Origin of the sequence: Agrococcus sp. GCM10030265 (genome assembly GCF_042666675.1) — a bacterium.
Taxonomy (GTDB): Bacteria; Actinomycetota; Actinomycetes; order Actinomycetales; family Microbacteriaceae; genus Agrococcus.
Window position 1 is genome coordinate 124,746 of sequence record NZ_JBHTCZ010000004.1, and the last position, 26,394, is coordinate 151,139.

General features: G+C 72.8%; 21 protein-coding genes and 1 riboswitch. Of the genes, 8 read left to right on the forward strand and 13 right to left on the reverse strand.

The genetic code is table 11. The features are described 5' to 3' along the window. Window positions 1–9 precede the first annotated feature (9 nt). The 4 genes from ACFQPP_RS12310 to ACFQPP_RS12325 form a co-directional block, all read right to left on the reverse strand. Complete coding sequence (locus tag ACFQPP_RS12310; protein WP_376916933.1) at window positions 10–1,416, reverse strand: Nramp family divalent metal transporter; 1,407 nt, start codon at window positions 1,414–1,416, stop codon at window positions 10–12. Window positions 1,417–1,482: 66 nt separating this feature from the next. Continuing rightward, complete coding sequence (locus tag ACFQPP_RS12315) at window positions 1,483–2,520, reverse strand: Ldh family oxidoreductase (RefSeq protein WP_376916934.1); 1,038 nt, start codon at window positions 2,518–2,520, stop codon at window positions 1,483–1,485. A 279-nt stretch (window positions 2,521–2,799) separates the two neighbouring features. Next, window positions 2,800–3,561: a FadR/GntR family transcriptional regulator gene (locus tag ACFQPP_RS12320; RefSeq protein WP_376916935.1), complete on the reverse strand. Its 762-nt coding sequence runs from the start codon at window positions 3,559–3,561 to the stop codon at window positions 2,800–2,802. Window positions 3,562–3,662: 101 nt separating this feature from the next. Then, entirely contained in the window at window positions 3,663–3,893 is a 231-nt protein-coding gene (locus ACFQPP_RS12325; protein WP_376916936.1) for a hypothetical protein, read from the reverse strand. A gap of 341 nt (window positions 3,894–4,234) precedes the next feature. On the opposite strand from ACFQPP_RS12325, the gene ACFQPP_RS12330 reads away from it, so the two are divergent. Continuing rightward, window positions 4,235–7,588, forward strand: coding sequence for an error-prone DNA polymerase (locus ACFQPP_RS12330; protein WP_376916937.1), 3,354 nt, complete (start codon window positions 4,235–4,237; stop codon window positions 7,586–7,588). Between the two features lie 123 nt (window positions 7,589–7,711). On the opposite strand, the gene ACFQPP_RS12335 is transcribed toward ACFQPP_RS12330, so the two are convergent. From ACFQPP_RS12335 to ACFQPP_RS12365, 7 genes are all read right to left on the reverse strand, one after another. Further along, window positions 7,712–11,008, reverse strand: a complete 3,297-nt coding sequence (locus tag ACFQPP_RS12335) for an ExeM/NucH family extracellular endonuclease (RefSeq protein WP_376916938.1) — start codon at window positions 11,006–11,008, stop codon at window positions 7,712–7,714. Between the two features lie 179 nt (window positions 11,009–11,187). Continuing rightward, a complete protein-coding gene (locus ACFQPP_RS12340; RefSeq protein ID WP_376916939.1) occupies window positions 11,188–12,552 on the reverse strand; it encodes an aldehyde dehydrogenase family protein in 1,365 nt (454 codons plus the stop codon). Between the two features lie 192 nt (window positions 12,553–12,744). Further along, window positions 12,745–13,593 (reverse strand): formyltetrahydrofolate deformylase, encoded by an 849-nt coding sequence (gene purU, locus ACFQPP_RS12345; RefSeq protein WP_376916940.1) that lies wholly within the window; start codon window positions 13,591–13,593, stop codon window positions 12,745–12,747. A gap of 37 nt (window positions 13,594–13,630) precedes the next feature. After that, a complete protein-coding gene (locus ACFQPP_RS12350; protein WP_376916941.1) occupies window positions 13,631–14,047 on the reverse strand; it encodes a DUF779 domain-containing protein in 417 nt (138 codons plus the stop codon). A gap of 105 nt (window positions 14,048–14,152) precedes the next feature. Then, the gene (locus tag ACFQPP_RS12355; protein WP_376916942.1) at window positions 14,153–15,676 is read right to left on the reverse strand and encodes an aldehyde dehydrogenase family protein; all 1,524 of its coding nucleotides are present in this window, start codon (window positions 15,674–15,676) and stop codon (window positions 14,153–14,155) included. 87 nt (window positions 15,677–15,763) lie between these two features. Next, the gene (locus ACFQPP_RS12360; RefSeq protein ID WP_376916943.1) at window positions 15,764–16,966 is read right to left on the reverse strand and encodes a GAF domain-containing protein; all 1,203 of its coding nucleotides are present in this window, start codon (window positions 16,964–16,966) and stop codon (window positions 15,764–15,766) included. 90 nt (window positions 16,967–17,056) lie between these two features. Beyond that, the gene (locus tag ACFQPP_RS12365; RefSeq protein WP_376916944.1) at window positions 17,057–17,359 is read right to left on the reverse strand and encodes a DivIVA domain-containing protein; all 303 of its coding nucleotides are present in this window, start codon (window positions 17,357–17,359) and stop codon (window positions 17,057–17,059) included. A 36-nt stretch (window positions 17,360–17,395) separates the two neighbouring features. On the opposite strand from ACFQPP_RS12365, the gene ACFQPP_RS12370 reads away from it, so the two are divergent. The 3 genes from ACFQPP_RS12370 to ACFQPP_RS12380 all read left to right on the forward strand — a co-directional run bounded on the left by ACFQPP_RS12370 (window position 17,396) and on the right by ACFQPP_RS12380 (window position 20,893). Then, window positions 17,396–18,631, forward strand: a complete 1,236-nt coding sequence (locus ACFQPP_RS12370) for an MFS transporter (protein WP_376916945.1) — start codon at window positions 17,396–17,398, stop codon at window positions 18,629–18,631. A 4-nt stretch (window positions 18,632–18,635) separates the two neighbouring features. Further along, a riboswitch (ZMP/ZTP riboswitch) is annotated at window positions 18,636–18,718 on the forward strand. A gap of 19 nt (window positions 18,719–18,737) precedes the next feature. After that, the gene (gene glyA, locus ACFQPP_RS12375) at window positions 18,738–20,015 is read left to right on the forward strand and encodes a serine hydroxymethyltransferase (RefSeq protein WP_376916946.1); all 1,278 of its coding nucleotides are present in this window, start codon (window positions 18,738–18,740) and stop codon (window positions 20,013–20,015) included. Further along, the gene (locus ACFQPP_RS12380; RefSeq protein ID WP_376916947.1) at window positions 20,012–20,893 is read left to right on the forward strand and encodes a bifunctional methylenetetrahydrofolate dehydrogenase/methenyltetrahydrofolate cyclohydrolase; all 882 of its coding nucleotides are present in this window, start codon (window positions 20,012–20,014) and stop codon (window positions 20,891–20,893) included. The genes glyA and ACFQPP_RS12380 overlap by 4 nt, the downstream gene beginning before the upstream one ends. 48 nt (window positions 20,894–20,941) lie before the next feature. On the opposite strand, the gene ACFQPP_RS12385 is transcribed toward ACFQPP_RS12380, so the two are convergent. Next, window positions 20,942–21,469: a gamma carbonic anhydrase family protein gene (locus tag ACFQPP_RS12385; RefSeq protein ID WP_376916948.1), complete on the reverse strand. Its 528-nt coding sequence runs from the start codon at window positions 21,467–21,469 to the stop codon at window positions 20,942–20,944. Between the two features lie 42 nt (window positions 21,470–21,511). Continuing rightward, complete coding sequence (locus ACFQPP_RS12390) at window positions 21,512–22,378, reverse strand: hypothetical protein (protein ID WP_376916949.1); 867 nt, start codon at window positions 22,376–22,378, stop codon at window positions 21,512–21,514. Window positions 22,379–22,413: 35 nt separating this feature from the next. Between ACFQPP_RS12390 and ACFQPP_RS12395 the strand changes: the two genes are divergently transcribed. The 4 genes from ACFQPP_RS12395 (at window position 22,414) to ACFQPP_RS12410 (ending at window position 26,385) form a co-directional block, all read left to right on the forward strand. Continuing rightward, window positions 22,414–23,355, forward strand: a complete 942-nt coding sequence (locus tag ACFQPP_RS12395) for an aldose 1-epimerase family protein (RefSeq protein WP_376916950.1) — start codon at window positions 22,414–22,416, stop codon at window positions 23,353–23,355. Between the two features lie 140 nt (window positions 23,356–23,495). Then, window positions 23,496–23,963: a hypothetical protein gene (locus tag ACFQPP_RS12400; RefSeq protein WP_376916951.1), complete on the forward strand. Its 468-nt coding sequence runs from the start codon at window positions 23,496–23,498 to the stop codon at window positions 23,961–23,963. Window positions 23,964–23,965: 2 nt separating this feature from the next. Next, entirely contained in the window at window positions 23,966–24,850 is an 885-nt protein-coding gene (locus tag ACFQPP_RS12405) for an FAD:protein FMN transferase (protein WP_376916952.1), read from the forward strand. Next, window positions 24,847–26,385 (forward strand): oxidoreductase, encoded by a 1,539-nt coding sequence (locus tag ACFQPP_RS12410; RefSeq protein WP_376916953.1) that lies wholly within the window; start codon window positions 24,847–24,849, stop codon window positions 26,383–26,385. Before ACFQPP_RS12405 ends, ACFQPP_RS12410 begins: the two co-directional genes overlap by 4 nt. The last annotated feature ends 9 nt before the right edge of the window (window positions 26,386–26,394 follow it).

Sequence of the window (26,394 nt, forward strand, 5' to 3'; positions counted from 1 at the left end):
CGCGAGCGATCAGAACAGGTTGACGAGCCCGAAGACGCCGACCGCGACGATCGCGATCGCCGACACCACGAGGTAGGCGGCCGTCACCTTGCCGTCCTTGATGCGGCGGTCGGTCTGCGTGAACGACAGGTACGCCGTCGCGATGGCCACCGCGATCAGGTAGAACGCGTTGAGCGTGCCGCCGATGAGGATGAGCGCGAGCGGCGCGTTCACCACGACGCCCAGCACGCCCCACAGCACGGGCATCACGATCATCATGATCCGCAGCCAACGGGCGCGCTTGCGCGCGTCGCTCCAGTCGAAGGCGCAGAAGATCGCGAACGCCGCGACCGTGAGTCGCGACAGGCTGGGCACGTTCGCGAGGATCGTCTTGTAGAGCGTGATGGCGGCGAACACGAGGAAGGCGACGCCCGCCCACGGGCCGAGGGTGTCGGAGAAGATGCGCGAGATCGTCGTGAGCACCTCGCTGCCCTCGGGCACGAGACCCTGCGGGTGCAGCACCGCGGCGCCGAGCACGTAGAACGCGGCGGTCGAGATCGTGTACACGACCCACGCGACCCACGCATCCATCTTCATGACGCCGATCCAGCCCCGCGCGCGCCGCACCCACGCCTCCGAGCCGTCGTTCGGTCCGGTCCAGGCGGCGTAGCCCTTCTCGACGCACCAGAACGAGTAGCTCGTCACCTCGCCTGCGCCGACGCCCGTGAGGCCGAACATCGAGATCGCGACGCCGACGGCGCCGAGCGCGAGCTGGAAGGAGAGGCCGGATGCGACGTCCCCGCCGTCCCAAGCGAACGGCGTCGCCTGGATGCCGAACACGAGCACGACGGCGGCGGCGGTCACGAGCACGACGAGCACGGTGGAGACGCGCTCGACGATCGAGTAGCGGTTCGCGATGTGGATCGCGACGGCGGCGACCACGAGCAGCGCGACCCAGAAGCCGATGGATGCGGCGCTGGCGGGTGGCCCGAGCACGGGCATGAGGATCGAGAGCGCGAGGCCGCTCGTCGCGATGACGCCCGCCTGGCTCGTGACGAACTGCAGCACCATCAGCACCGACAGGTACGAGATCCAGCCGCGCTTGAACACGCGCGGCGGCACCAGGTCGTAGCCGAAGAGGGCGGGCTTGCCCGTCGAGATCGTCCAGCGCGCGAGCTCGATCTGCACGGCCACCTTGACGAACGTCGACACGAAGACGAGCCACAGCAGCATGAAGCCCACCTGCGCCCCGAGGGTCGTGGCGGTGATGAGCTCGCCGCTGCCGACGATCGCGGCGCTCGTGATCATGCCCGGGCCGAGCAGGCGCGCGCTCGCGCGCCATCCCTTCGGCGGATCCTTGATCTTCGACGGGTCGAGGACGTACGGGTCGCCCTCGACGATGGTGTCGCCGGCGCGCGACGGTGCGGTCTCGGTCATGGTCGGCTCCTTTGCCAGTGCTGATGCGGTGCGTCGGTCAGTCGTCGACGGCGTGCGCGAGGGGCGTCATCGCGCGATGCGCTCGAACGGCACCTCGAAGCGCTCGCCGAGCGCGACGAGGTCGTCGACGGTCGCGTCCGGCAGGTCGATGCCGTCTGCGAGGCGGCGCACGCGCGTGCGCTCCTCGGGCTCGCCGGGCACGAGCACCTCGTCGAAGCCGGGTGCGGGGGCGACGGCGTGCGCCTCGGCGACGAGCGCGTCCATGCGCTGCCGCAGCTCCTCGAGCGGCATGAACGCCTCCGCGTCGAGCGCGAGCATCCAGTGCCCGACGTCCTGCGGCTTCGAGAAGTCGGAGTACATGTTGCCGATGCCGCTCGCGACCGCCGCGCCCGACAGCACCCCGCCGAGGATCTCGACGAGGAAGCCGATGCCGTAGCCCTTGGGCCCGCCGGCTGGCAGCAGCGCCGTGACGGCGTGCGGATCGGTCGTGGGGTTGCCGTCGGCGTCGACGCCCCACGTGTCGGGGATGGGGGTGCCGGCGTCGCGTGCCACGAAGACCTTGCCCATCGCGCTCGTGCTCGTCGCCATGTCGAGGCTCACGGGGTCGCCGCTCGTCGGTGCCGCGAACGCGAACGGATTCGTGCCCAGCAGTGCGTCGCGACCGCCGAACGGCACGACGCCGGGCTCGGAGTTCGACACGATCATCGCGACCTTGCCGCGCGCTGCGAGGGCGCGCGCGTAGGTGCCCGCCGTGCCGAAGTGCGCGCTGCCGCGCACGACGGCCGTGCCGACGCCGTGGGCCGTGGCAGCCGCATCCACCGCGTCGACGGCGGCGCGTGCGGCGAGCTGGCCCTGCGCGCCGGCCGCGTCGACGCGCACGACGGCGCCACGCGTCTCGACGACGGGCGACGCGGTCGGCGAGACGAGCCCGGCGTCGATGCGCGCCCGGTAGGCGGGCAGTCGGATGACGCCGTGGGAGTCGACGCCGCGCAGGTTCGCGTCGACGAGGCCCGTCGCGACGTAGGTCGCATCGTCGGGGGAGAAGCCCCAGGAGGCGAGGAGGCTCGTCGTCCAGTCCAGCAGTCGAGCGGATTCGATGGTCACGCGGGGCTCCTCAGGTCGGTACGTCGCTGTCCGGCATCCATTGACTCATACTCGTCATACTTATTGCAACGGGTGCGTCGGTGAATCGCGCGGCCCGAGGTGCATGCGGCAGTGGATCGCCGCGGACGGCACGGCACGCAGATGCCGCAGCACGCGGACGCGGGAGCGCCAGGACGCGGGGGCACGCGGACGCGGGGGCACGCGGACGCGGGGGCACGCGGACGCGGGAGGGCGGTACGGGCGCGCTGCCTATGGGCCGATGCGGCGCGGCGGCCGTCGTCAGGCGGTGGGCTGCGTGCGGATGTCGTCGATCTCGGCGAGGGTGTCGCGCACGACGACGCGGGCGAGCGCCTCGGCGCCGTCTGCGTCGCGCCTCGCGATCGCCTCGGCGAGCGCCCGGTGGTCGGCGATCGACGACGCGCGGATGCCTGCCATGCCAGGGCGTGGATCGCGGCTGCGTGCGGCGATCGTGATGCCGACGGCCTCGGCGAGCCTCGCCATGACGCCGTTGCCGGAGCCCTCGAGGAGGAGCGCGTGGAACTCGACGTCGAGCGCGAAGTAGCGGTGGGCGTCGCCTGCCGCGTGCGCCGCCTCCATGCCGGCGATGCAGGCGACGAGCCGATCGGCGGCGCCTCGCGGCATGCGGCTCGCGGCGAGCCGCGCGGCGACGGGCTCGAGGCCGAGCCGCAGCTCGAGCAGCTCGCGCAGCTGCTCGAGCGCCGTGGCGCCACGACTGCGCCAGCGCACGATGTGGGGGTTCAGCAGATCCCACTCCGCAGCGGGTTGCACGCGCGTGCCGACCTGCGGTCGCGGGGCGACGAGACCCATGGAGCCGAGCGTGCGCACGGCCTCGCGCACGACGGAGCGGGAGACGCCGAAGCGTTCGCAGAGCCCGTCGACGAGCAGGATCGAGCCGATGGGCAGCTCGCCGTCGACGATCTGCTGGCCGAGGGTCTCGACGACCTGCGCGTAGAGCCCGGAGCCGATGCGAGCACGGCTGAGCGAGCGTGCGGCTGCCGCGGGGATGGCCTCGTCGTGCATGTCCTCCCCGCCCGTCGATCGCTCCTCAGACTAGTGAGCCGAGACGCACGGCCGCGTGCGGTGGCGGCGGCGGCGGATGGGCGCTGCCGGCGGCGCGACGCCTAGGCGGCGCTCGCGATGCGCATGCGCGAGCGCGCGACGCCGAGGCTGGGGATGCGGTCGCACTCGAGGCAGTCGGCGACGGCGTCGGCGTGGCCGTAGGAGTGGTGCTCGTCGGCGACCGCGAGGCATGCGGGGCACCGGCCGCCGAAGCCCTCGTGGGCCTCGAACGCGGCCGTGCACCATGCGCTCTCGCAGAGCTGGAGCTCGTGCTCGTCGTGGCGTTCGGTCATGGGATGAGGTTCGCAGCGACCACCGACACGGTTCGCGAGGCGCGCCGCCGCGGCCCCGCCGTCGCGTCCCGCCGCATCCCGTCGTCTCTCCTCATGTGGCTGACAGTGGGCAGTCGATGCTGCGATCTCGCCACTCGCAGCGCATCTCCTGCCCGTTCGACTGCATCGAGTGCCCGGTCGGCACGGGTTCGCGAACCCTCCACCGCACCTTGAGGCGAGTTCACGTCGGAGGTCGAACATATGTTCGACTCCGGCGTATCGTCGCAGCGCACCATCGTGGAGGCCGGCCCGATGCGCGACCGACGGATGCGACCGCATCCGCGCTCGAGAGGAGGGTCGACATGGGCTGGCGCAATCCGCCGATGCCGTGGAGCGAGCTCGAGGCGATCCTCGACGGCCGCGCCACCGAGGCGCCCTCGCTCACGCCGAACCCGGAGCAGCGCGAGCGTCGGTCGCGGCCCGCGCCGGACGAGACGGTGCCCTATGCCGAGCTGCATGCGCACTCGCACTACTCGTTCCTCGACGGCGCCTCGAGCCCCGCGCAGCTCGTCACCGAGGCGACGGCCCTCGGCCTCGAGGCCCTCGCCCTCGTCGACCACGACGGCCTCTACGGCGCCGTGCGCTTCGCCGAGGCCGCCGACCACGTCGGGCTGCGCACGGTGTTCGGCGCCGAGCTGAGCCTCGAGCTGCCCGAGCCGCAGCAGGGCGTCGCCGACCCGGTGGGCGACCACCTGCTCGTGCTCGCCCGCAGCCCGGAGGGGTATCGCAGGCTCGCCGCGACCCTCACCGACGGCTACCTCGCAGGCGGCGAGAAGGGCCGACCCATCCTGCAGCTCGAGCAGGTCGCCGAGCGCGCGGGCGAGTGGCTCGTGTCGACGGGATGCCGCAAGGGCGCCGTGCGCCGCGCGCTCGAGCGCGAGGGTGCCGATGCCGCAGGCGTCGAGCTCGATCGGCTCGTGTCGCTCTTCGGCCGCGACGGCGTCATGGTCGAGCTCACCGACCTCGGGCAGCCGGACGACGGCGAGCGCAACCAGGCGCTCGCGACCCTCGCCGAGCGCCGCGGGCTGCCGGTCGTCGCCACGACGAACGCGCACGTCGCGAGCCCGAGGCAGCAGCTGCTCGGCGATGCGATGGCGGCCGTGCGAGCCCGCCGCAGCATCGACGAGCTCGACGGCTGGCTGCCGGCTGGCGGCGTGCCGAGGTTGCGCTCCGGCGCCGAGATGCAGTGGCGGTTCCGGCAGTTCGACGGCGTCGTCCGCCGCGCGGCGGAGATCGGCCGCGAGCTCTCCTTCAGCCTGCGTGCCGCGAGCCCCCGCCTGCCGGACACCGAGGTGCCGAGCGGCCACACGCAGATGTCGTGGCTGCGGCAGCTCGTCGCCGAGCGACGCGATCGCGTCTACCCGCCCGGCGACGCCGCGATCGACCAGCGCAAGGTCGACGCGCGGCTCGCCCACGAGCTGCGGCTCATCGACGACAAGGGCTTCGCCGGCTACTTCCTCATCGTCAGCGAGATCGCCGACTTCGCCCACGCGAACGGCATCCTCTGCCAGGGTCGCGGCTCGGCGGTGGCGAGCGCCGTGTGCTTCATCCTCGGCATCACGGCAGTCGACCCGATCCTCTACGACCTGCCGTTCGAGCGGTTCATCTCGATGATCCGCACCGAGGAGCCCGACATCGACATCGACTTCGACGCCGCGCGCCGCGAGGAGGTCATCCAACACGTCTACGAGCGCTACGGCCGCCGCAACGCCGCGCAGGTCGCGAACGTCATCACGTACCGGCCCAAGTCGGCGGTGCGCGACGCCGCGAAGGCGCTCGGCTACGCCGTCGGGCAGCAGAACGCGTGGTCGAAGCGCGTCGAGGGGTGGAGCGCACCCTCGGTCGACGGCACCGAGGGCATCCCCGAGCCCGTGCTGGCGCTCGCCGACGACTTCATGCACTCGCCGCGCCACCTCGGCATCCACTCCGGCGGCATGGTGCTCACGAAGGAGCCCGTCGGCCACGTGAGCCCCATCGAGCCCGCGCGCATGGAGGGGCGCACGGTGCTGCAGTGGGACAAGGACGACTGCGAGTGGATGGGGCTCGTGAAGTTCGACCTGCTGGGGCTCGGCATGCTCGGCGCCATGCAGCACACGATGGACATCGCGGCCGAGCATCTCGGCGAGCGGTGGACGCTGCCGACGATCCCCGCCGAGGAGCCCGGCGTCTACGACATGCTCTGCGCAGCCGATGCCGTCGGCGTCTTCCAGGTCGAGTCGCGTGCGCAGCTCGCGACGCTGCCGCGCCTCAAGCCGCGCTCGTTCTACGACCTCGTCATCGAGATCGCGCTCATCAGGCCCGGGCCCATCCAGGGCGACGCCGTGCACCCGTACCTGCGCAGGCGCACGGGGCAGGAGCCCGTGACCTACCCGCATCCGCTGCTCGAGGACGCCTTGCGGCGCACCCTCGGCGTGCCGCTGTTCCAGGAGCAGCTCATGCAGATCGCCGTGCTCGTCGGCGACTTCGACGCCGCGGCGGCCGACGAGCTGCGACGCTCGATCGCGTCGAAGCGCAGCAAGGAGCGCGTCGCGCAGCTGCGCGACCGACTCTTCGAGGGCATGCGGGCGAACGGCATCGTCGGCGACCTCGCCGAGAGCATCTGGCGCAAGATCGAGGCCTTCGCCGGATTCGGCTTCGCCGAGTCGCACTCGCTGGCGTTCGGCAAGCTCGTCTACGCCTCGTCGTGGCTCAAGCTGCACCATCCCGCCGCGTTCCTCGCTGGGTTGCTGCGCGCGCAGCCCATGGGCTTCTGGTCGGGGCAGACGCTGAGCTCCGACGCGCGCAGGCACGGCGTCGACGTGCTCCCGCCCGACATCGTGCGCTCGGCGGCCATCGCCGACCTCGAGCGGCACGGCGAGCGTCACGGCACGGGCGACGACGCGTGCCTCGCCCCGCATCAGCCGCCCGTGCCGTGGCAGGTGGGGCCCAACGACCATCGCAGGCACCGGCGCGACGAGGGATTCGCGGTGCGGCTGGGCCTGTCGAGCGTCAACCACGTGAGCGCCGACGACGCCGAGCGCATCGTCACCGCTCGCGACGAGGCACCGTTCACGGGCATCGACGACGTCGCGAGGCGCGCGCGACTCGACCGCAGGCAGCTCGAGTCGCTCGCGACCGCCGGCGCGTTCCAGAGCCTCGGGCTCGAACGGCGCGAGGCGCTGTGGCTCGCCGCACCCGCGTCGACGGAGCGCGAGGATCAGCTCGTCGGCACGTCGGTCACGGTGCAGCCGCCGCTGCTGCCGATCCTGTCCGACGCCGAGCAGACGGCGCTCGACATCTGGGCGACGGGCGTGAGCCCCGACGACCACCCCGTGCGTCACGTGCGCGCGGCGCTCGAGGCCGACGGCGTCGTGCCGATCGCGAGCCTCACCGACCTCGAGCCAGGCAGACGGCGATGGGCGGCTGGCATCGTCACGCATCGGCAGCGGCCGCAGACGGCGCAGGGCGTCACGTTCATGAACATCGAGGACGAGACGGGCATGCTCAACGTGCTCTGCTCGGTCGGGCTGTGGAAGCGCTACCGCAGCATCGCCAGGCACTCGGCGGCGCTCAAGGTGCGCGGCATCCTGCAGCACTCGCAGGGGGTGGTGACCATGATGGCCGACATGATCGAGCCGATCGACGCCGCAGCCCCGCCGTCGCGCGACTTCCGCTGACCGAGGCCACCGCCCGCATCGCGCCGCACCGCAGGCGTCCTCCCGGGCACGTGCGTCCCCGACCGAGCATACGACTGCGGCGCCCGGCCGAAGCCGGACGCCGCAGTCGTCAGCGAGACGCGCTCAGCAGGAGGTCTGCCAGGCGTCGGCCTCGAGGGTGGGGCGACCGCCCACGTTCACGACCAGCTGCGGGTCGAGCGCGGCGATGACGTCCTCGGTGTCGAGCAGCACGCAGCGGCCCGTCGAGAGCAGCACCGGCGCCCCGAGCTGGCCTGCGACGGCCGTCGCCGACAGCGCGTCGGGGAAGTTCTCGCCCGATGCGATCGCGATCGGCTGGTCGGCCGCCGGCAGCGCGAACGCCTGCACCATGAAGGCGTTCGTCGCGTAGCGGTCGGCGCCCGCGACGCGGATCACGTCGCCGAGCGCGCGTGCCTGGCGCACGACGTCGTCCGACACCGTGACCCGGCTGCCGAGCACCGCGATGTCGACCACGCCGAGCTCGTCGAGCGCGGATGCCGTCACCTCCGGCAGCACGTCGGGCCGCGTGAGCAGCACCGGCACGTCGCCGCGCTGCGCCGCGACGCCGCTCGCCGACAGGGCGTCGGGGAACGACACCCCGCTCGCGAGGAACGCACCGTCGGCCGAGCCGAACGCGTCGAGCGCGAGCAGCGCCGCCGTCTCGAAGCGGTCGGCGCCGGCGATGCGCTCGATCGTCGCGTCGGGCAGCAGCGCGGCGAGGTCGGCCTCGACGGCCGCCGACACCGACGGCTCCCCGCCGACGATCGTGATCGTCTGCGGCGCGAGGCGCTCGAGCTCGCCGATCGTCACGTCGAGCAGACGATCGCCGGGCGTCAGCAGCAGGCTCGCGTCTTCCGCCGCTGCCGCCGGGCCGGCTGCGAGCGCGTCGACGAAGCCCTGACCCGATGCGAGGAACACGTCGGTGCCCTCGTCGAACAGCGCCTGCGAGACCTGCACGTTCGTGTCGTAGCGGTCGGTGCCCGCGAACGTCGTGACGTCGACCTCGGGCTCGACGGGCGTCTCGAGCGAGAGGCCCACGAGCACGGCGTCGTGGTCGGATGCGCGGTACGGGTCGGGCGCGTAGATCGCGTCCTGCGCGGGCTGCTTGAACGTCATGTCGTAGTCGAGGATGGGCACCTCGTCCGAGTTCGCCGTCCACGCGGCCGCGTCGACGATCTGGCTGGCGAGCGAAGGGCTCGCGAGCGCGTAGTCGAGGTAGCCGAGCTGGCCGTCGAAGACGTACGTGTACGCCTCCTCGCCCTGGAACGCCTCGAGCTGGTCGACGTAGCCGGCCGCCTCGAGCGCGACGATCGGGTCCTCGTGGTCGTACGAGTTCAGGTCGCCGAGGATGAGCACGTCGTCGGTGCCCGCGCCCGTCGGGTCGGTGGCGAGGAAGTCGGCGAGCGCCTCGGCCGCCTGCGTGCGGGTGCCGTTGCAGTTGCCGGCGCCATCGCCGAGGTCGGGGTCGCCCGAGCAGGCCGAGCCCTTCGACTTCAGGTGGTTGACCGAGATCGTGACCTGCGCACCCGAGTCGTTCGCCGCGAACGTCTGGATGAGCGAGGGTCGGTTGCGCGTCGTGTCGAAGCGCGGGTCGACCGAGGCATCGAGCACCGCGAACGCTCCGGACGGCGTGACGGCCGTGGGCTGGTAGATGAGCGCGGTCGTGATCTCGTCGGTGCCGAGCGTGCCCGTGTCGACCGCGGCGTAGCGAGCCTCGCCGGCGGCCTCGTTGAGCGCTGCGACGAGGGTGTCGAGCGCGACGCCGTCGTTGTTCTCGATCTCGAGCAGGCCGACGACGTCGGCATCGAGCTCGAGGATCGCCGCGACGATCTTCGCCTCCTGGCGCTCGAACTCGACGGCGTCGTCGGCGCCGCGGCTGCCGAGCGTCGTGAAGTAGTTCAGCACGTTGAACGACGCGACCTGCAGGTCGCCACCGACGGCAGGCACCTCGGGACGAGGGTTGGCTGCCGTGTGGTCGGCGCCCTCGGTGGGCTGGATGCGCCACTTCGAGAAGCCGTAGTCGAGGATGCCCGTGACGTTCGCGACGGTGTCGCCGCCGCGGAAGAGGTTGTCGAGGCCGAACGGCTGCCCGTTCGGGTGGATCGCGGGGTCGGCGTTCTGCTGCGTGCGCGCATCGTCGAGCGTGATGCGGTTCGCGGCGTTCGCCGCAGCGATCGCGATCGCCTCGTCGGAGCCCGGGGCGGCGAGCGCCGTGGGCTGGAACTGGCGCTCCGTGCCGAGCACGATCTCGCCGTACTGCGCGAACTGGAAGGTCTCGAGCACGGAGAGCGACTGCGGCATCGTGACGAGCATGCCCTCGGTGGCCTCCGCGTTCGCGAGCGGCAGGCTCACGACGGTGGCCTCGGGCAGCGTGGCGGTCTGCGCGCACACGGCGTAGTTGCCTGCATCGAGGTGGGTGCGGCCGAACTCCTCCGACACGGCACCGACGACGCGGACCTCCTGGCCGACCGTGAGCGTGCCGAGCAGCGAGGTGGGCAGCTCGGCGAGGATGCCCTCGCTGGTCGCGGGGTCGGCGTCCTGGTCGGCGGCCTCCTCCTGCACCGCGAAGGTGCTGGTGCCGGTCGCGCCGGCGAGACCGGGGAACACGGCGGTCACGACGCCCTGCACCTCGACGGTCGTGCCGACGAGCGGGCTCGAGTCTCCAGAGCCCTGCACGGCGCTGACGAACGTGACGCCCTCGGCGTCGCACTCGACGGCCGGGGGAGCGACGGCGTTGACGGCGTTGGGCAGGCCCGGGGTGTTGAACGCCTGGCCGGCGGGCACGGTCGCATCGCCGACGTTGAAGTCGTTGCGCACCCAGTCGGCGGTCGTGTCGGTGTCGGTGCCGTCGGGGATGCGGCTCGCGCCGCCGAAGTCCTGGCCGAAGCCGTCGGTGTCGCGGCTCAGCGTCACGCCGCCGTACGTGACGCCCGCGCCGGCGTCGGTCACGGCGATCGAGTCGACGATCGTGAAGCCGAGGCCCTCGTCGAGCACGCCGTCGTCGTTCGCGTCGAGGTCGGTGCCTGCCGCGGGCACGACGCCCGTGACGAGCAGCAGCGACAGCGCGCCGTTCTCGAAGGTGTTCGCCGCGACCGAGCGCGCGTGCAGGCCGTTCGCGTCCGTCGTGACCGCGCCGAGCTCGATGCGGTTGTCGAGCACGCCGACGCCCGCGGAGTCGCCTTCGATCCCGAGCAGGGTGTAGCCGGACAGCGAGGTGCCGGGTGCGGCGTGGATCTCGAAGGACTCGACGTCGTTGCCGGGCGAGGTGTCGAACGAGAACTCGTTGATCGTCGGGTAGGCGGCGGCGTTCGCGACGCCGGCACCTCCCAGCGCGACGAGGGCGGATGCCGCGACGGCCGTCGCGGTGGCGACGCTCAGGGAGCGTCGGAGGGCCTGGGCCATGTGTCGTCCAAGGTCTGGTGAGCAGGGATGCCGCTCAACCTAGCCAGAACCTGTGACGACACGTCAGGTCGAAGCATGACGTTTCGATGAACCTTGCCCGGAGACGCGGCTGCCGCATGAGGACGGGGCGTGCGGGCCGCAGCCCGCACGCCCCGTTGTCAGACACGACATCCCGCCGACTACGGCAGGCGCACGACCTTCTTGTTGAGGAACTCCTCGATGCCGAGCACGCCCATCTCGCGGCCCGTGCCCGAGCGCTTCACGCCGCCGAACGGCAGACCGGCCTCGTCGGCGAGCACGGCGTTGACGAACACCATGCCCGCGTCGATGCGGTCGGCCACGCGCGACGCCTGGGCCTCGTCGGTCGTGTACACGTACGAGCCGAGGCCGAACGGGGTGGCGTTGGCGACCTCGATCGCCTCGTCCTCGCTCGACACCCGGTAGAGGGATGCGACGGGTCCGAAGAACTCCTGCTGGTAGGCGGGGTTCTCGGGTGCGATGTCGGCGAGCACCGTGGGGCCGACGGACGCGCCGCCGTCGCCGTGCGGTGCGGCGCCGCGCAGCAGCGCGGTGGCGCCCGCGGCGATCGCCGCCTCGATCTGCGCCTCGAGACGGTCGGCTGCGGCCTTCGACGACAGCGGTCCGAGCAGCAGGTCGTCCTCGGGGGCGCCGGGCGACTGCTCGGCCATCTTCGCCGTCATGCGCTCGGCGAACGCGTCGTACAGGTCCTCGTGCACGATGAAGCGCTTCGCGGCGTTGCACGACTGGCCCGAGTTGTCGAGGCGCGCGTTCACGGCATCCTCGACGACGGCGTCGAGGTCGTCGGTCGAGAGGAGGATGAACGGGTCCGAGCCGCCGAGCTCGAGCACGGCCTTCTTGAGGTTGCGGCCCGCCACCTCGGCGACGGCGGCGCCCGCGCGCTCGGAGCCGGTGAGCGAGACGCCGCGCACGCGCGGGTCGGCGATGACGTCGGCGGCCTGCTCGTTCGTGAGGAAGACGTTCGCGTACGCGCCGACGGGGAAGCCCGCCTCCTCGAAGATCGCGTGGATCGCGAGCGCCGACTCGGGGCACTGCGGGGCGTGCTTCAGGAGGATGGGGTTGCCTGCGACGAGGTTCGGGCCTGCGAAGCGGGCCACCTGGTAGTAGGGGAAGTTCCAGGGCATGATGCCCAGCAGCGGGCCGAGCGACGACCGGCGCACGACGGCGCGGCCGTCGTCGGTCGTGAGCGGCTGATCGGCGAGCAGCTCCTCGGCGTGGTCGGCGTACCAGCGGTAGATGGCGGCGGCGAACTCGACCTCGCCGGTCGCCTGGCTCCTCGGCTTGCCCATCTCGCGCATGATGATCGCGGCGAGCTCGTCGACGCGCTCCTCGTGCAGGTCGGCGACCTTGGCGATGCGGGCGGCGCGCTCGGCGACGGACTCGGCAGCGAGCACGTGCCACGCCGACCACGCGCCGGCGATGGCGTGCTCGAGCTCGTCGGCCGTGACGGTGGGGTGCACCTCGCCGGTCTCGCCCGTGTACGGGTTGACGACCTGATACTGCATGGTTGCGCTCCTTCGCTGCTTCCGGATGCATCCCAGTATGGAGGGGCAGACGACGGATTCGATAGGCGTGGCGCTCGATCGGTCACCGATCCGTCGGTCCGACGGCCGGCGCGGTCGCCGCCGGCCGGCCGCCGCCGGTCGCCGCCGCCGGTCGCCGCCGCCGGTCGTCGCCGCCGCCGAGGGTCGTCGCGCCTAGCGGAAGATGATGGTGCGCTGCCCGTCGAGCAGCACGCGGTCCTCCGAGAACCACTGCACCGCCTTCGTGAGCGTGCGCGACTCCTCGTCCTGGCCGATGGCCACGAGCTGCGCCGGGGTCTGCGTGTGGTCGACGCGCACGACGTTCTGCTCGATGATCGGCCCCTCGTCGAGGTCGCTCGTCACGAAGTGGGCCGTGGCGCCGATGAGCTTCACGCCGCGCGCGTGCGCCTGCCGGTACGGGCTCGCGCCCTTGAAGCCGGGCAGGAAGGAGTGGTGGATGTTGACGACCTTGCCGGCGAGGCGCGCGCAGAGCTCGGGGGAGAGGATCTGCATGTAGCGGGCGAGCACGACGAGCTCGATGTCGTGCTGCTCGACGGCCTCGAGCACGCGCGCCTCGAACGCGGCCTTCGATGCCGCGTCGGTCACGGGCGCGTGCTCGAAGGGCACGTCGTAGAACGCCGCGAGCGAGCCGAGGTCGGGGTGGTTCGACAGCACGAGGGGGATGTCGACGGTCAGCTGGCCGGCACGCTGCCGGAAGAGCATGTCGTTGAGGCAGTGCGCCGCCTTCGACACCAGCACGAGCGTGCGCAGCGGTCGCCCGACGTCGTCGAGCTGCCACTGCATCTCGTAGCGGTCGACGACGGGTGCCAGCTCGCGCTCGAAGTCCTCGCGCGGCGCATCCGCCTCCACCTGCAGCCGCATGAAGAAGCGGTCGGTGTCGGCGGAGGAGAACTGCTGCGACTCGGTGATGTTGCCGCCGCAGGCGACGATGGCGCCCGTGATGGCGTGCACGATGCCCGCACGGTCGTCGCATGCGAACGAGAGGATCCAGTGGTTGGGCACGAGCACAGAGTCTACGAGCGCGGGTGCCCGGCTCCCGTCAGTCGGCGATGACCCCGGCGTCGACGAGCGAGCGGTACTCGTCGTCGGAGAGGATGCGCGAGCGGATCAGGAAGCGCTTGCCCTCGGGTGCCTCGAGCGAGAAGCCCGAGCCGCGGCCGGGCACCACGTCGACGGTGATGTGGGTGTGCTTCCACAGCGCGTACTGCGAGGCGCTCATGTAGAAGGGTGCGGGCTCGTCGACGCCGTCGATGCGCAGCTCCTCCAGCAGCACGTCCTGCCCGCCGGTGCGGAACATCCCCTTCGGGTAGCACATGGGCGCGGAGCCGTCGCAGCATCCGCCCGACTGGTGGAACATCACGGGCCCGTGCGCTGCGACGAGCGCGCGGATGAGGTCGGCCGCCTCGTCGGTGAGCGCGACGCGCTCGATGGCGGCGGGACTCGTGGACTCGGTCATCGTCGACCTCCTGTCTCGTTGCGGGTGCGGCCCGCGGCACCAGGATGGCACCGCGGGCCACGGGCGGCGAGGGGTGGCGGAGCGTCGTCCGCCACCTGGCGCCGATCAGAAGAAGCCCATGGGCCCTTCCGCGTACGACACCAGCAGGTTCTTCGTCTGCTGGTAGTGGTCGAGCATCATCTTGTGGTTCTCGCGGCCGATGCCCGACTGCTTGTAGCCGCCGAACGCGGCGTGCGCGGGGTACTGGTGGTACGTGTTCGACCACACGCGGCCGGCCTCGATCGCGCGGCCCGCACGGTACAGCTGCGCGCCGTCGCGGCTCCACACGCCCGCACCCAGGCCGTAGAGCGTGTCGTTCGCGATGGCGATCGCCTCGTCGAACGAGTCGAACGTCGTCACCGACACCACGGGCCCGAAGATCTCCTCCTGGAACACGCGCATGCCGTTCTGCCCCTTGAAGACCGTCGGCTGCACGTAGTAGCCGCCGGACAGGTCGCCGCCGAGGTCGACGCGCTCGCCGCCCGTGAGGATCTCCGCGCCCTCCTGCGTGCCGATGTCGATGTAGCTGAGGATCTTCTCCAGCTGGTCGTTCGATGCCTGGGCGCCCATCATCGTGTCGGTGTCGAGCGGGTCGCCCTGCGTGACCTTGCCCACGCGTGCGAGGCCATCCTCGATGAACCCGTCGTAGATGCTCGAGGCGATGAGCGCGCGCGACGGGCATGTGCACACCTCGCCCTGGTTGAGGGCGAAGAACGAGAAGCCCTCGAGCGCCTTGTCGTAGAAGGCGTCCTTCTCGCGGGCGACGTCCTCGAAGAACACGTTGGGGCTCTTGCCGCCGAGCTCGAGCGTGACGGGGATGAGGTTCTCCGACGCGTACTGCATGATGAGGCGGCCGGTCGTCGTCTCGCCCGTGAAGGCGATCTTGCGGATGCGCGGATGCGACGCCAGCGGTGCACCCGCCTCGAACCCGAAGCCGTTGACGATGTTCAGCACGCCCTCGGGGATGAGGTCCTCGACGAACGACAGCAGCAGGTGGATGGATGCGGGCGTCTGCTCGGCGGGCTTCAGCACGACGCAGTTGCCTGCGGCGAGCGCCGGCGCGAGCTTCCACACGGCCATGAGGATGGGGAAGTTCCACGGGATGATCTGCCCCACGACGCCGAGCGGCTCGTGGTAGTGGTACGCGACCGTGTCGCCGTCGAGCTCCGAGATCCCGCCCTCCTGCGCGCGCAGCGCTCCGGCGAAGTAGCGGAAGTGGTCGATGGCGAGGGGGATGTCGGCGGCGAGGCACTCGCGCACCGCCTTGCCGTTCTCGTACGACTCGGCGACGGCGATCGCCTCGAGGTTCTGCTCCATGCGGTCGGCGATCCGGTTGAGGATGTTCGCGCGCTCGGTCGGGCTCGTCCTCCCCCAGGTCGCGAAGGCCTTCCATGCCGCCTCGACGGCGGCGTCGACGTCCTCGCTCGTGCCGCGGGCGACCTCGCAGAAGGTCTGGCCCGTGATGGGGGTCGGGTTCTCGAAGTACTGGCCCTTGACGGGCGGCACGTACCGCCCGCCGATGTAGTGGTCGTAGCGCGGCTGGTAGGAGACGACGGAGCCCTCGGCTCCGGGTCGTGCGTAGACGGTCATGTCACCCTCTCTGACGTCATCGTCCGGCGGGTTGCCGTTGCGCGCACGCTACGCGCGGGGACGTTGCAGGGCGTTGCAGGGCGCCGGCTAGCGCAGCTCGCGGTCGAGGCGCTCGAGGTGCTCGACGACGGCGGCGCGACGCGGCGAGCGCGGCGGCAGCCCGTGCAGCAGCTGCATCCACGCCTCGCGGTCGGCGCGGCCGTGCGTCGTCGCGTAGTCGTAGAGCACCTCCGCCGACGCGGCGGTCAGCAGCGCCGTGCGCAGGCGTCCGGCGATCTCGTCGCGCGCCGCGACGATGCCGGGCGCGGTCGAGCCGGGCACGAGCGGCCCGCGGTAGCACGACAGCGCGACGCGGTGCGCGCCGCGATCGAGCAGCGAGCGCAGCCGATCGACGTCGGTCTCGAGCGGCGTCGCGAGCCGGTACGGCCGCGACTCGATGCGCACGGCGGGCGCGAGGGCGCGCTTCAGTCGCGTCATCTCGGCGCGCAACGTCACGGGGGAGGTGGCGTGCTCCGAGAGCATCGCGGCGAGCTCGCCTCCCGCGAGGCCCTCGCCGTGGAGCGCGAGCAGCGTGAGGATCTCGGTGTGCCGCATCGTGAGGCGGCGCTCGCGACCGTCCGAGACGACGCCGGTGTCGACGCCGAGGCACTGCAGCACGGGCACGGCGACGGCGGAGGCGGGCCGCGCGCTCGTGAGCCGCTGCACGAGCAGCTCGCGCTCGACGGCGGCCGCGGTCGCCTCGAGCAGCGGCAGCACGTGCGGGTCGACGACCTCGCTGCCGCCCGTGATGTCGATGACGCCGAGCAGCCCGCCGTGCTCGGGGTCGTGCACGGGCACCGCCGAGCAGCTCCACGGCTGCACCACCTCGGCGAAGTGCTCGTCGCGGTGGATCTGGATGCCGTGGTCGATCGCGAGGGCCGTGCCGGGCGCGCTCGTGCCCACGCGCCCCTCCGACCAGTCGGCGCCGGCGACGAACAGCATCGACTCGGCGCGCGCCTTCAGGCTGCGGTCGCCGTCCACCCACAGCAGGCGCCCCATGGCGTCGCCCACGGCGACGAGCACGCCCGAGCCGTCGTCGGCATCCCGGTGCAGCAGCCGCGAGATGACGGGCAGCGCGGGGGCGAGCGGATGCGCCGAGCGTGCGTCTCCGAGCGCGGCCGCGTCGAGCACGAGGGAGGCCGAGACGTCGGGTGCGAGGCGCTCGCGACGTGCACGATCCCACGACGCGCGCACCACCGCGCGCTCCTCGCCGCTGCCGGGCCTGGCCAGCCACGGGCTCAGCGTCGTCATGCTGGCATCCTCGCCATGCGCACACCCTACGCCGCGGCCTCGGCCGTCGGGCGAGCGTCGTCGATCGGTGGTCGTCCTGCGCCGCGAGGCTCAGCTCGGGCGCTCGCCGCGCTCGAGGGCCGCGAGCGTCGCCTGGACGCGGTCGAGCAGGTCGTCGACCTCCTCCATGTCATAGCCGTCACGCCACCGCTTCGTCGCGAAGACGACGGTCGCGACGTCGCTCGCCTGGACGGGGTCGGAGACGGGAGCACCTGCGAGGTGTCCGCGCATCGTCGCGACGACCGCGTCGAGCAACACGTCGACCTGGTCCTGGTCGTAGCCGGCTCGCAGGCGCGTCGTGGTGAACGTCTGTGCGACGACGTCGTCGGGCATGAGGAGGGCGCCTGGCTGCATGCGGCGAACCTATGCCGGGTAGGCTGAGCGGTCGCCATGACGAGCCGAGCGCAGACCCCATCCACCTTCCCCCTGGTGGCGCTGCTCACCCTCGCGTTCGCGATCTTCGTGAACATCTCGGTCGAGATGCTGCCCATGGGCCTGCTGCTGCCGATGAGCCGCGACCTCGGCGTCGGCGAGGGCGCGATCGGCCTGCTCGTCACCGTGTTCGCGGGCGCCGTGGTCGTCACGTCGACGACGCTCGTGCATCTCACGCGTCGCGTGCCGCGCCACGTGCTCGTCATCACGGTGCTCGTCGTCTTCGGCGTCGTCAACCTGCTCACGGCAGCGGTGCCCGAGTACTGGATGGTCGTGGCGCTGCGCGTCGTCGCCGGCCTCGCGCACGGCGTCTTCTGGACGGTGGTGGGCGCCTACGCCGCGTACCTCGTGCCGAAGGAGGAGCTCGGACGCGCCGTGGGCATCACGAGCGCGGGCGGCTCGCTCGCGTTCGTGCTGGGCCTGCCGCTGTCGACGCTGCTCGGCCAGGCGCTCGGGTGGCGCTGGTCGTTCGCGGTCTTCGGCATCGCGTGCCTCCTGGGCGCCGTGCTCGTGCGCCGGATGCTGCCCGCCGTCGACCATCTGCCGGCCGTCGCGACGACCGAGACGGGATCCGTCGCGCTGCCGCAGCGCGAGCCGGGGCGGTCGGCGGTCGGCGTCGCCGTCGCCGTCTCGGCGACCGCCGTCGTCATGCTGGGCCAGTACGCCTTCTACACGTACGTCACGCCGTACCTCGTCGAGCGCGTCGAGCTGCCGGAGGTGTGGCTCAGCCCCGCGCTGCTCTCCTACGGGCTCATGGGCGCGCTCGCGGTGGCGGTCGTGTCGGTGTGGCTCGGGAGGCGGCCGTTCGCGGGCGCCGTCGGCTGCATGGTCGTCATGGCGATCGTGTGCGTCGTGCTCTCGGCGACCGACGTGCTCTCGGTGGCGTTCGCGGCCGTGCTGCTGTGGGGACTCGCGATGGGCGCGCTGCCTCCGCTGCTGCAGACGCGCATGCTGCAGGCCTCGCCCACCCGCATGCTGCAGACCTCCACCGCCTGGTACACGACGGGCTTCAACGTCGGCATCGGCGGCGGTGCGCTGCTCGGCGCCGTCGTGTACGACGCGGTCGGCATCGAGGCGCTGCCCGCGGTGCTGCTGGGCGCCGTCGTCATCGGGCTCGTGCTCGTGCTCGCCGACGGCGCGCGGCTCGCCCGGCTGCGTCGCGCGCACGTGCGCGCGGATGGGGTCTCCGAGTAGCATCGGCAGCGGCCGCGACTGGCGCTTGGGTGGGGGACCACCGGGGAGCGGCCGACCTTCGTTCGGTCGCGCGCCTGGGCCATCCATCACTCCTGAGGAGATGCACGTGTCCGACCGCCTGCCCTCGACCTTCAACGACTCCCTCGCCACCGTCGACCCCGAGATCGCGGCGGTGCTCGCCGACGAGCTCGGCCGTCAGCAGCAGTACCTCGAGATGATCGCCTCCGAGAACTTCGTGCCCGTCGCCGTGCTCGAGGCGCAGGGCTCGGTGCTCACGAACAAGTACGCCGAGGGCTACCCGGGCCGCCGCTACTACGGCGGCTGCGAGTTCGTCGACGTCGCCGAGTCGCTCGCGATCGAGCGCGCCAAGTCGCTGTTCGGCGCCCAGTTCGCCAACGTGCAGCCGCACTCGGGCGCCTCGGCCAACGCCGCGGTGCTCCACGCCATCGCGCGCCCCGGCGACACGATCCTCGGCCTCTCGCTCGACCACGGCGGGCACCTGACGCACGGCATGAAGATCAACTTCTCCGGCCGTCTCTACGACATCGTCGCGTACGGCGTCGACCCAGAGTCGAGCCGCATCGACATGGACGAGGTGCGCCGTCTCGCCGTCGAGCACCAGCCGAAGGTCATCATCGCCGGATGGTCGGCGTACCCGCGCCAGCTCGACTTCGCCGCCTTCCGCGCGATCGCCGACGAGGTGGGCGCGCTGCTGTGGGTCGACATGGCGCACTTCGCGGGCCTCGTCGCCGCCGGCATCCACCCGAGCCCCGTGCCGCACGCGCACGTCGTGTCGTCGACGGTGCACAAGACGATCGGTGGCCCGCGCTCGGGCTTCATCCTCACGAACGACGCCGACATCGCGAAGAAGATCAACTCGGCGGTCTTCCCCGGCCAGCAGGGCGGCCCGCTCATGCACGTCATCGCCGCGAAGGCGACGGCGTTCAAGCTCGCGGCCGAGCCGGAGTTCGTCGAGCGCCAGGAGCGCACCGTGCGCGGTGCGCGGATCCTCGCCGAGCGCCTCATGCAGCAGGACGTCGCCGACGCGGGCATCACGCTGCGCTCGGGCGGCACCGACGTGCACCTCGTGCTCGTCGACCTGCGCGACGCCGCGATCGACGGCAAGCAGGCCGAGGACCTCCTCCACGAGATCCGCATCACCGTCAACCGCAACTCGGTGCCGAACGACCCGCGCCCCCCGATGGTGACGTCGGGTCTGCGCATCGGCACGCCTGCGCTCGCGACGCGCGGCTTCGGCGACGAGGAGTTCCGCGAGGTGGCCGACGTCATCGCGCTCGCGCTCCTGCCGGGCGCCGACGTCGATGCGCTGCGCGCGCGGGTGGATGCGCTCGCGGGCGCGTTCCCGCTCTACCCGAGCCTGTGACCGCCCGCGTCCTCGACGGCGTCGCGACCGCGACCGCCGTCAAGGACGCGCTGCGCGTGCGCGTCGACGCCCTGCGGGGCGTCGGCGCGACGCCGGGGCTCGCGACGCTGCTCGTCGGCGACGATCCCGCATCCCGCTCCTACGTGTCCGGCAAGCACCGCGACTGCGAGGAGGTCGGCATCGCGTCGGTGCGCGTCGAGCTGCCCGCCTCGGCGACGGACGCCGACGTGCGGGCAGCGATCCGCGACCTCGTCGACGCTCCGGAGGTCACGGGCATCGTCGTGCAGCTGCCGCTGCCGACGGGCCTCGACGAGCGGGCGATGCTCGAGGCGGTCGATCCGGCGAAGGATGCCGACGGCCTGCATCCGTCGAACCTCGGCAGGCTCGTGCTCGGCGTCGACGGCGAGATCGACGCTCCGCTGCCGTGCACGCCGAGCGCGTGCCTGCAGCTGCTCGCGCACCATGGCGTGCCGCTCGAGGGCGCCGAGGTGTGCGTCGTCGGGCGCGGGCTCACGGTGGGTCGGTCGATCGGCCTGCTGCTGTCGCGCCGCGGCGTCGACGCGACCGTCACGCTGACGCACTCGCGCACGCGCGACCTCGCCGCTCGCGTGCGCGCCGCCGACGTCGTCGTCGCGGCGGTCGGCAGCCCGCGACTCGTGCAGCCCGAGTGGGTCGCTCCGGGCGCCGCGGTGCTCGACGTCGGCATCACGCGCGAGCGCATCCTGCACGACGGTCGTGCGCTGCTCGTCGGCGACGTGCATCCGGGCGTCGCCGAGGTCGCGGGGTGGCTCTCGCCCGTGCCGGGAGGCGTGGGCCCCGTGACGCGGGCGATGCTGCTCGAGAACGTGGTGCGGGCGGCCGAGCGGGCCCTGCGGTAGCCGCTCGGGCCGTGCAGACGGGTGCGGCTCGCCGAGACGGCTCGCGCGTCAGAGGGCGCGGTACTGCGCGGTGCGCTCGACGTAGACCGCGGCGTTGCGGTGGATCGAGGCGAGCTCCTCGTCGGTGACCTCGCGTCGCACCTTCGCGGGCACGCCCGCCACGAGCGAGCGAGGCGGCACGACCTGCCGCTGCGTGACGAGCGCGCCGGCGGCGACGAGCGAGCCCTCGCCGACGACGGCGCCGTTCATGATCGTCGCGTGCATGCCCACGAGCACGTCGTCGCCGATCGTGCAGCCGTGCACGACCGCGTTGTGCCCGATGCTTACGCGGCGGCCGATCGTGAGCGGCGACCCCGCATCCACGTGCAGCGAGCACGAGTCCTGCACGTTCGAGTCGTCGCCGACGACGATCGCCTCCTCCTCCGCGCGCAGGCTCGCGCCCGGGTACACGCCGACGCGCTCGCCCAGACGCACGTCACCGGCGACGACGACGTTCGGCAGCACGTAGGCGCTGGCGGGGATGCGCGGCTCGCGGCCGGGCAGGGCGATGATCGTGGCGCGCTCGTGTGCGGTCATGCCGCGAGCGTAGCCGCGCGGCGCGCGTCGGCGGCGGGTGCGTCAGCGGCGAGCGGAGCGCAGCAGCAGCACGCCGGCGGCTGCGACGAGCAGCGCGCGCACCACCACCACGGCGACGGATGCCGGCACGGGCGGCTGCCCGACGACGAGGCTCGCGATGGGGAGGATCAGGAGCGCCGCTGCCAGGCCGCAGACGAGCCAGCCGGCGAGCGCGCGGCCGTCGGGCGCGAAGCACAGCACGAGCGCGGCGGCGACGGAGAGCAGCGCGATGGGCGTCGTGCCGACGACGCCCACGACCGCGGAGAGCGAGCCCTCGAGCGCGACGACGGGCGTCACGATCGACAGGCCGTAGAACAGCAGCGTCGCGGCGGCGGCGAGGGCGACGGCGACGATCCGCAGCGGCCCCGTGCCCTCGGCAGGGGCGAGCACGCCGAGCACCGCGGCGACCACGGCGATCGCGACGCTCACGGCGACGAGCGCCGGCGCCCACACCTCGCCTGCCGACAGCAGCGGGAAGCCGATGGCGACGACGAGGCCGAGCCCGGCGCAGACGGCGGCGAGCAGGCGGTGGCGGCCGGCGACGGCGAACAGCGTGGAGAGCACGACGCCCGTGGGCGCCCAGGTCGCGAGGAGCGACAGCGTCAGACCGGCGTCGAGGCTGCCCGCGCTCATCGCCGAGGCGAGCACCTGCGCGGCGAGGAGGTAGGCGGAGACGGCGAGGAGCACGAGGGCGACGCTCGGCGTCGCAGGAGCCTCGACGGCCCGCGGGCGTGCGATCGGCGCGCCGCCCTGCTGCCAGCCGCTCGCCGGCCGGAACGCCTGCGATGCCTGCTGGCCGAATCCGCCGTCGAGCGCGCCCGTGGGCTGCTGGCCGGGAGCGGGCGGATAGGCGTGCGTCGGCTGGCTCACGCCTCGACTCTATCCACGCTCATAGGATCGACGCTGTGCGATCTCCCACCGGCCAGCAGCTCACGATCGCCTCGACCGTCTCGGGCGTGCGACTCCGCGCGACCGTCACCGAGGTGGCGGCCGGGCTGCGCGAGCTCGTCCTCGGCGACGTCGACCTCGTCGAGCCGTTCCGCGAGGACGCACGACCCGGCAAGGGCCAGGGCATCACGATGGCGCCGTGGGGCGGTCGCGTCCGCGACGGGCGGTGGCAGCTGGACGGCGCGCCCCAGCAGCTCGCGATCACCGAGCCCGCGCTCGGCAACGCGAGCCACGGGCTGCTGCGCTACGCCCCGTACCGCGTGCTCGACCACGGTGATGCGCACGTGCTGCTGCAGGCGACGATCCACCCGCAGCCGGGCTTCCCCTTCCTGCTCGACACGTTCGTGCGCTACGAGGTCGACGAGTCGGGGCTCGTCGTGACGCACGAGGCCGTCAACGTCGGCGCGAGCCGAGCCCCGTGGGCGTGCGGCGCGCACCCCTACCTCGCGGTCGGCGCGACGCCGGCGGACGCCCTCACCCTCACGGTGCCCGCGGCATCGGCCATCGTCGCCGACGACCGCCTGCTGCCCGTGCGCACCGTCGCGGTCGACGCGTCGGACGCGCCCGCGGGCGCCGACCTGCGCTCGGGGCGTCGCCTCTCCGCGCTCGACCTCGACCTCGGCCTCGCCGGCGTGCAGCACGTCGACGGCATCGCCACCTCGACGCTGCTCGACGACGACGGACGCGGCGTGCGGCTCTGGCAGGACGCCGCATACCCCTACGCCGTCGTCTTCACGCCGCGCGACTTCCCCGGCGTCCACGGCGTCCACCAGGCCGTCGCGGTCGAGCCGATGTCGGCGCCGGCGGATGCGCTCAACTCCGGCGAGGGGCTCGCATGGCTCGAGCCCGGCGAGACGTGGACGGGCCGGTGGGGCATCTCGCCCGTCGGCCTCGGCTGACCCCGCCGACGCATCAGGGCCGCACGCCTCCCGCCGAGCGGCCGCCGTGCGGCATCATGGGAACCTCCAAGGCGCCTGATGGCGGGCGCGTCGCACCCCACGGCTACCGTGACCGACGACCCCCGACGACAGGAGCCCCCATGACCCCTCGCCGCCGCGCAGCCCTCGCGCTCGCCACGACCTCGTTCGCCGCGTTCGGCCTCGCCGCCTGCGCCAGCGCCGACGAGCCCGCGGACACGACCGACGAGTCGACGGCGCCCGAGTCGTCCGCCACGGGCGGCGACGCGACGGGCGGCGAGGGCTCGAGCGCCTACGCGGACGGCACGTACACCGCCGACGGCTCCTACACGTCGCCGGGCGGCGAGGAGACCATCACGGTCACCCTCACCCTCGCCGACGGCGTCATCGACGACGTCGAGGTCGAGAACCCCGAGACGACCAACCCGAACTCGCAGCGCTACCAGGGCGAGTTCATCGACGGCATCGCCGACGAGGTCGTGGGCGTGCCGCTCGACGAGGTGTCGGTCGATCGCGTCGGCGGCTCGAGCCTCACGAGCGGCGGCTTCGAGGACGCCCTCGAGACCATCCGCGACGAGGCAGCCGCGTAGGCATGCCCGCCAGGCTGCGCCTCGACGCCATCGGGACGCGCTGGTCGATCGACACCCCCGAGCCCCTGGGCGACGAGGTGGTCGCGGCGATCCGCGCCCGCATCGACGCGTACGACCGCGCCTGGTCGCGCTTCCGACCCGACGCGGCGATCGCGCCCCTCGCTCGCGCGGCCGGGTCGGTGCGCATGCCGCCGGAGTCCGCCGAGCTCGCCACCCTGTACCGCACGCTGCACGACCTCACGCAGGGCGCCATGACCCCGCTCGTCGGCGCGTCGCTCGAGCGCCTCGGCTACGGCGCGGACGGCGTCGTCGACACGGGGGCCGAGCCCGAGGCGCCCCCGGCGTGGGATGCCGTGCTGCGGTGGGAGGGCGCGACGATCGAGACGTCGGCGCCCGTCGTCCTCGACGTCGGCGCCGCGGGCAAGGGTCAGCTCGTCGACCTCGTCGGCGACGTGCTCGACGCCCACGGCATCCACGACCGCGTCGTCGACGCCTCCGGCGACCTCCGGCACGCGGGCACGGGCGACGCGGGGCGGCCCACGCGGGTGGCGCTCGAGGACCCTCGCGCGATCGGCCACGCCATCGGCGTCGTCGAGGTGTCCGGCGAGGCGCTGTGCGCCTCGGCGGGCAACCGGCGCCGCTGGGCGGGCAGGCACCACATCCTCGACGGACGCACGGGCGCGCCGGCCGACGAGGTCATCGGCACCTGGGTCATCGCCGAGCGCGCCATGGTCGCCGACGCGATCGCGACGGCGCTGTCGTTCGCCCCCGTCGGGCTGCTCGCACGCCACTGCTCGTTCGAGCACGCGAGGATGTACGCGGGCGGTCAGGTCGAGGCGACCGGTCGATTCGCAGCAGGGCTGCACGTCAGGAAGGTGGCCGCGTGAGCGCCAGAGGACCCATCGCACGGCTCGACGCCGTGCCCATGCACGCGCTCGTCGGCGCGATCCTGGGAGCCCACGTCGTGCTCGGCGCCCTGCTGTCGTTCGCAGGCGTCCTCGCGTTCGACGGCCTCGGCATCCTCGTGTCGGCGCTGCTCGCCGTCGCGGTGTCGGTCGTGGCGAGCCTGCTCTTCGGCCGCATCGCACGGCGCCCGGCGCACGTGCCGAGCGCCGCAATCACGGGCCTCCTCGTCGCGTCGATCGCGGCGCCGCCGAGCATGGATCGCCCCAGCGGCATCGTCGACCTCGCCGTCGTCGCGGCGGTCTGCGCGCTCGCGGCGGCCGTGAAGGTGCTCGTCGTGCGGCGCGGCCGCCTCATCGTGAACCCCGCCGCGGCGGGACTCGTGCTCGCGGGCATCGCGCTGCCGCTGCTGACCCCGGGGGTCGGCGTCGAGCTGTGGTGGGTCGCAGCGCTGCCGCTGCTGCCGCTCACGATCGTCGGCGGGCTGCTCGTGCTCGTGCGCACCCGCATCGTCGGGCCCGCGCTCGTGCTCGTCGCGATCGGCGTCGTGCTGCAGACGCTCGCCTACGCGGCGTTCACGGGCGACGTGCCCGCGGCGCTCGTGCAGGCGATCGGGCAGAGCCCCGTGCTGTTCCTCGCGGCGTTCATGTTCACCGAGCCGATCACGCTGCCGCCGCTGCGGCAGCAGCGGCTGCTCGTCGGCGCACTCGTCGGGCTGCTGCTCGCCGTGCCCGCCCTCGCGTCGGTCGCGAGCATCCCCGTCGGCATCGGCTCGTTCTACCCCGGGCCCGCGCTCGCGCTCGTCGTCGGCAACGTCGTCGCGTTCCTGCTCGGCACGCGCCACGGCACGGTGCTGCGGCTCACGGGCTCCGAGCGCCACGGCGACGTCGTCGACCTCCGGTTCCTCGCCGAGCCCGAGCTCTCGCATCGCCCCGGGCAGTGGGTCGAGCTGAGCCTGCCGCATCGCGCCGACCTGCGCGGCGAGCGTCGCGTGTTCTCCGTCGCATCCCCTCCCGGATCCACGGAGGTGCGGCTCGGCATCCGCGCGGCCGAGCCCATCTCGTCGTTCAAGCGCCACCTGCTCGACATGGCGCCGGGCGACACCGTCGCCGTGACGCGCCAGGGAGGCGACTTCACGCCCAAGCCGGGGCAGCCTCGCCTGCTCGTCGCAGCCGGCATCGGCGTGACGCCGTTCCTGTCGCATCTCGGCGCGAGCGACGACGACACCGTGCTCGTGCTGCTGCTGCGCGAGGGCGACCCCGTGCCGTTCGCCCACGCGCTCGAGCAGGCCCACGCGCGCGTGATCGTCGTGTCGCCCAGCGCGCCGGCCGGCATGGCGTCGACGTGGGAGCACGAGTCCGGTCGCATCGACGGCGACCGCCTGCGCGCCCTCGTCCCCGACCTCGCCGAGCGGCAGGTGCTCGTCTCGGGATCGTCGGAGCAGGTGGGCAGGCTGCGGCGCATCGCGAAGGCGGCGGGAGCTCGCCGCGTGCTCGTCGACGCGTTCGCCGGCTACTGAGCCGTCGGC

What these genes read in the sequence shown, in the direction of transcription:
- ACFQPP_RS12385 (WP_376916948.1), bottom strand. Translation starts at nt 21,469, where the DNA reads ATGACCGCACACGAGCGCGCCACGATCATCGCCCTGCCCGGCCGCGAG.
- ACFQPP_RS12340 (WP_376916939.1), bottom strand. Translation starts at nt 12,552, where the DNA reads ATGCAGTATCAGGTCGTCAACCCGTACACGGGCGAGACCGGCGAGGTG.
- ACFQPP_RS12330 (WP_376916937.1), top strand. Translation starts at nt 4,235, where the DNA reads ATGGGCTGGCGCAATCCGCCGATGCCGTGGAGCGAGCTCGAGGCGATC.
- ACFQPP_RS12400 (WP_376916951.1), top strand. Translation starts at nt 23,496, where the DNA reads ATGACCCCTCGCCGCCGCGCAGCCCTCGCGCTCGCCACGACCTCGTTC.
- ACFQPP_RS12310 (WP_376916933.1), bottom strand. Translation starts at nt 1,416, where the DNA reads ATGACCGAGACCGCACCGTCGCGCGCCGGCGACACCATCGTCGAGGGC.
- ACFQPP_RS12335 (WP_376916938.1), bottom strand. Translation starts at nt 11,008, where the DNA reads ATGGCCCAGGCCCTCCGACGCTCCCTGAGCGTCGCCACCGCGACGGCC.
- ACFQPP_RS12350 (WP_376916941.1), bottom strand. Translation starts at nt 14,047, where the DNA reads ATGACCGAGTCCACGAGTCCCGCCGCCATCGAGCGCGTCGCGCTCACC.
- ACFQPP_RS12325 (WP_376916936.1), bottom strand. Translation starts at nt 3,893, where the DNA reads ATGACCGAACGCCACGACGAGCACGAGCTCCAGCTCTGCGAGAGCGCA.
- ACFQPP_RS12355 (WP_376916942.1), bottom strand. Translation starts at nt 15,676, where the DNA reads ATGACCGTCTACGCACGACCCGGAGCCGAGGGCTCCGTCGTCTCCTAC.
- ACFQPP_RS12405 (WP_376916952.1), top strand. Translation starts at nt 23,966, where the DNA reads ATGCCCGCCAGGCTGCGCCTCGACGCCATCGGGACGCGCTGGTCGATC.
- ACFQPP_RS12360 (WP_376916943.1), bottom strand. Translation starts at nt 16,966, where the DNA reads ATGACGACGCTGAGCCCGTGGCTGGCCAGGCCCGGCAGCGGCGAGGAG.
- ACFQPP_RS12370 (WP_376916945.1), top strand. Translation starts at nt 17,396, where the DNA reads ATGACGAGCCGAGCGCAGACCCCATCCACCTTCCCCCTGGTGGCGCTG.
- ACFQPP_RS12365 (WP_376916944.1), bottom strand. Translation starts at nt 17,359, where the DNA reads ATGCAGCCAGGCGCCCTCCTCATGCCCGACGACGTCGTCGCACAGACG.
- ACFQPP_RS12320 (WP_376916935.1), bottom strand. Translation starts at nt 3,561, where the DNA reads ATGCACGACGAGGCCATCCCCGCGGCAGCCGCACGCTCGCTCAGCCGT.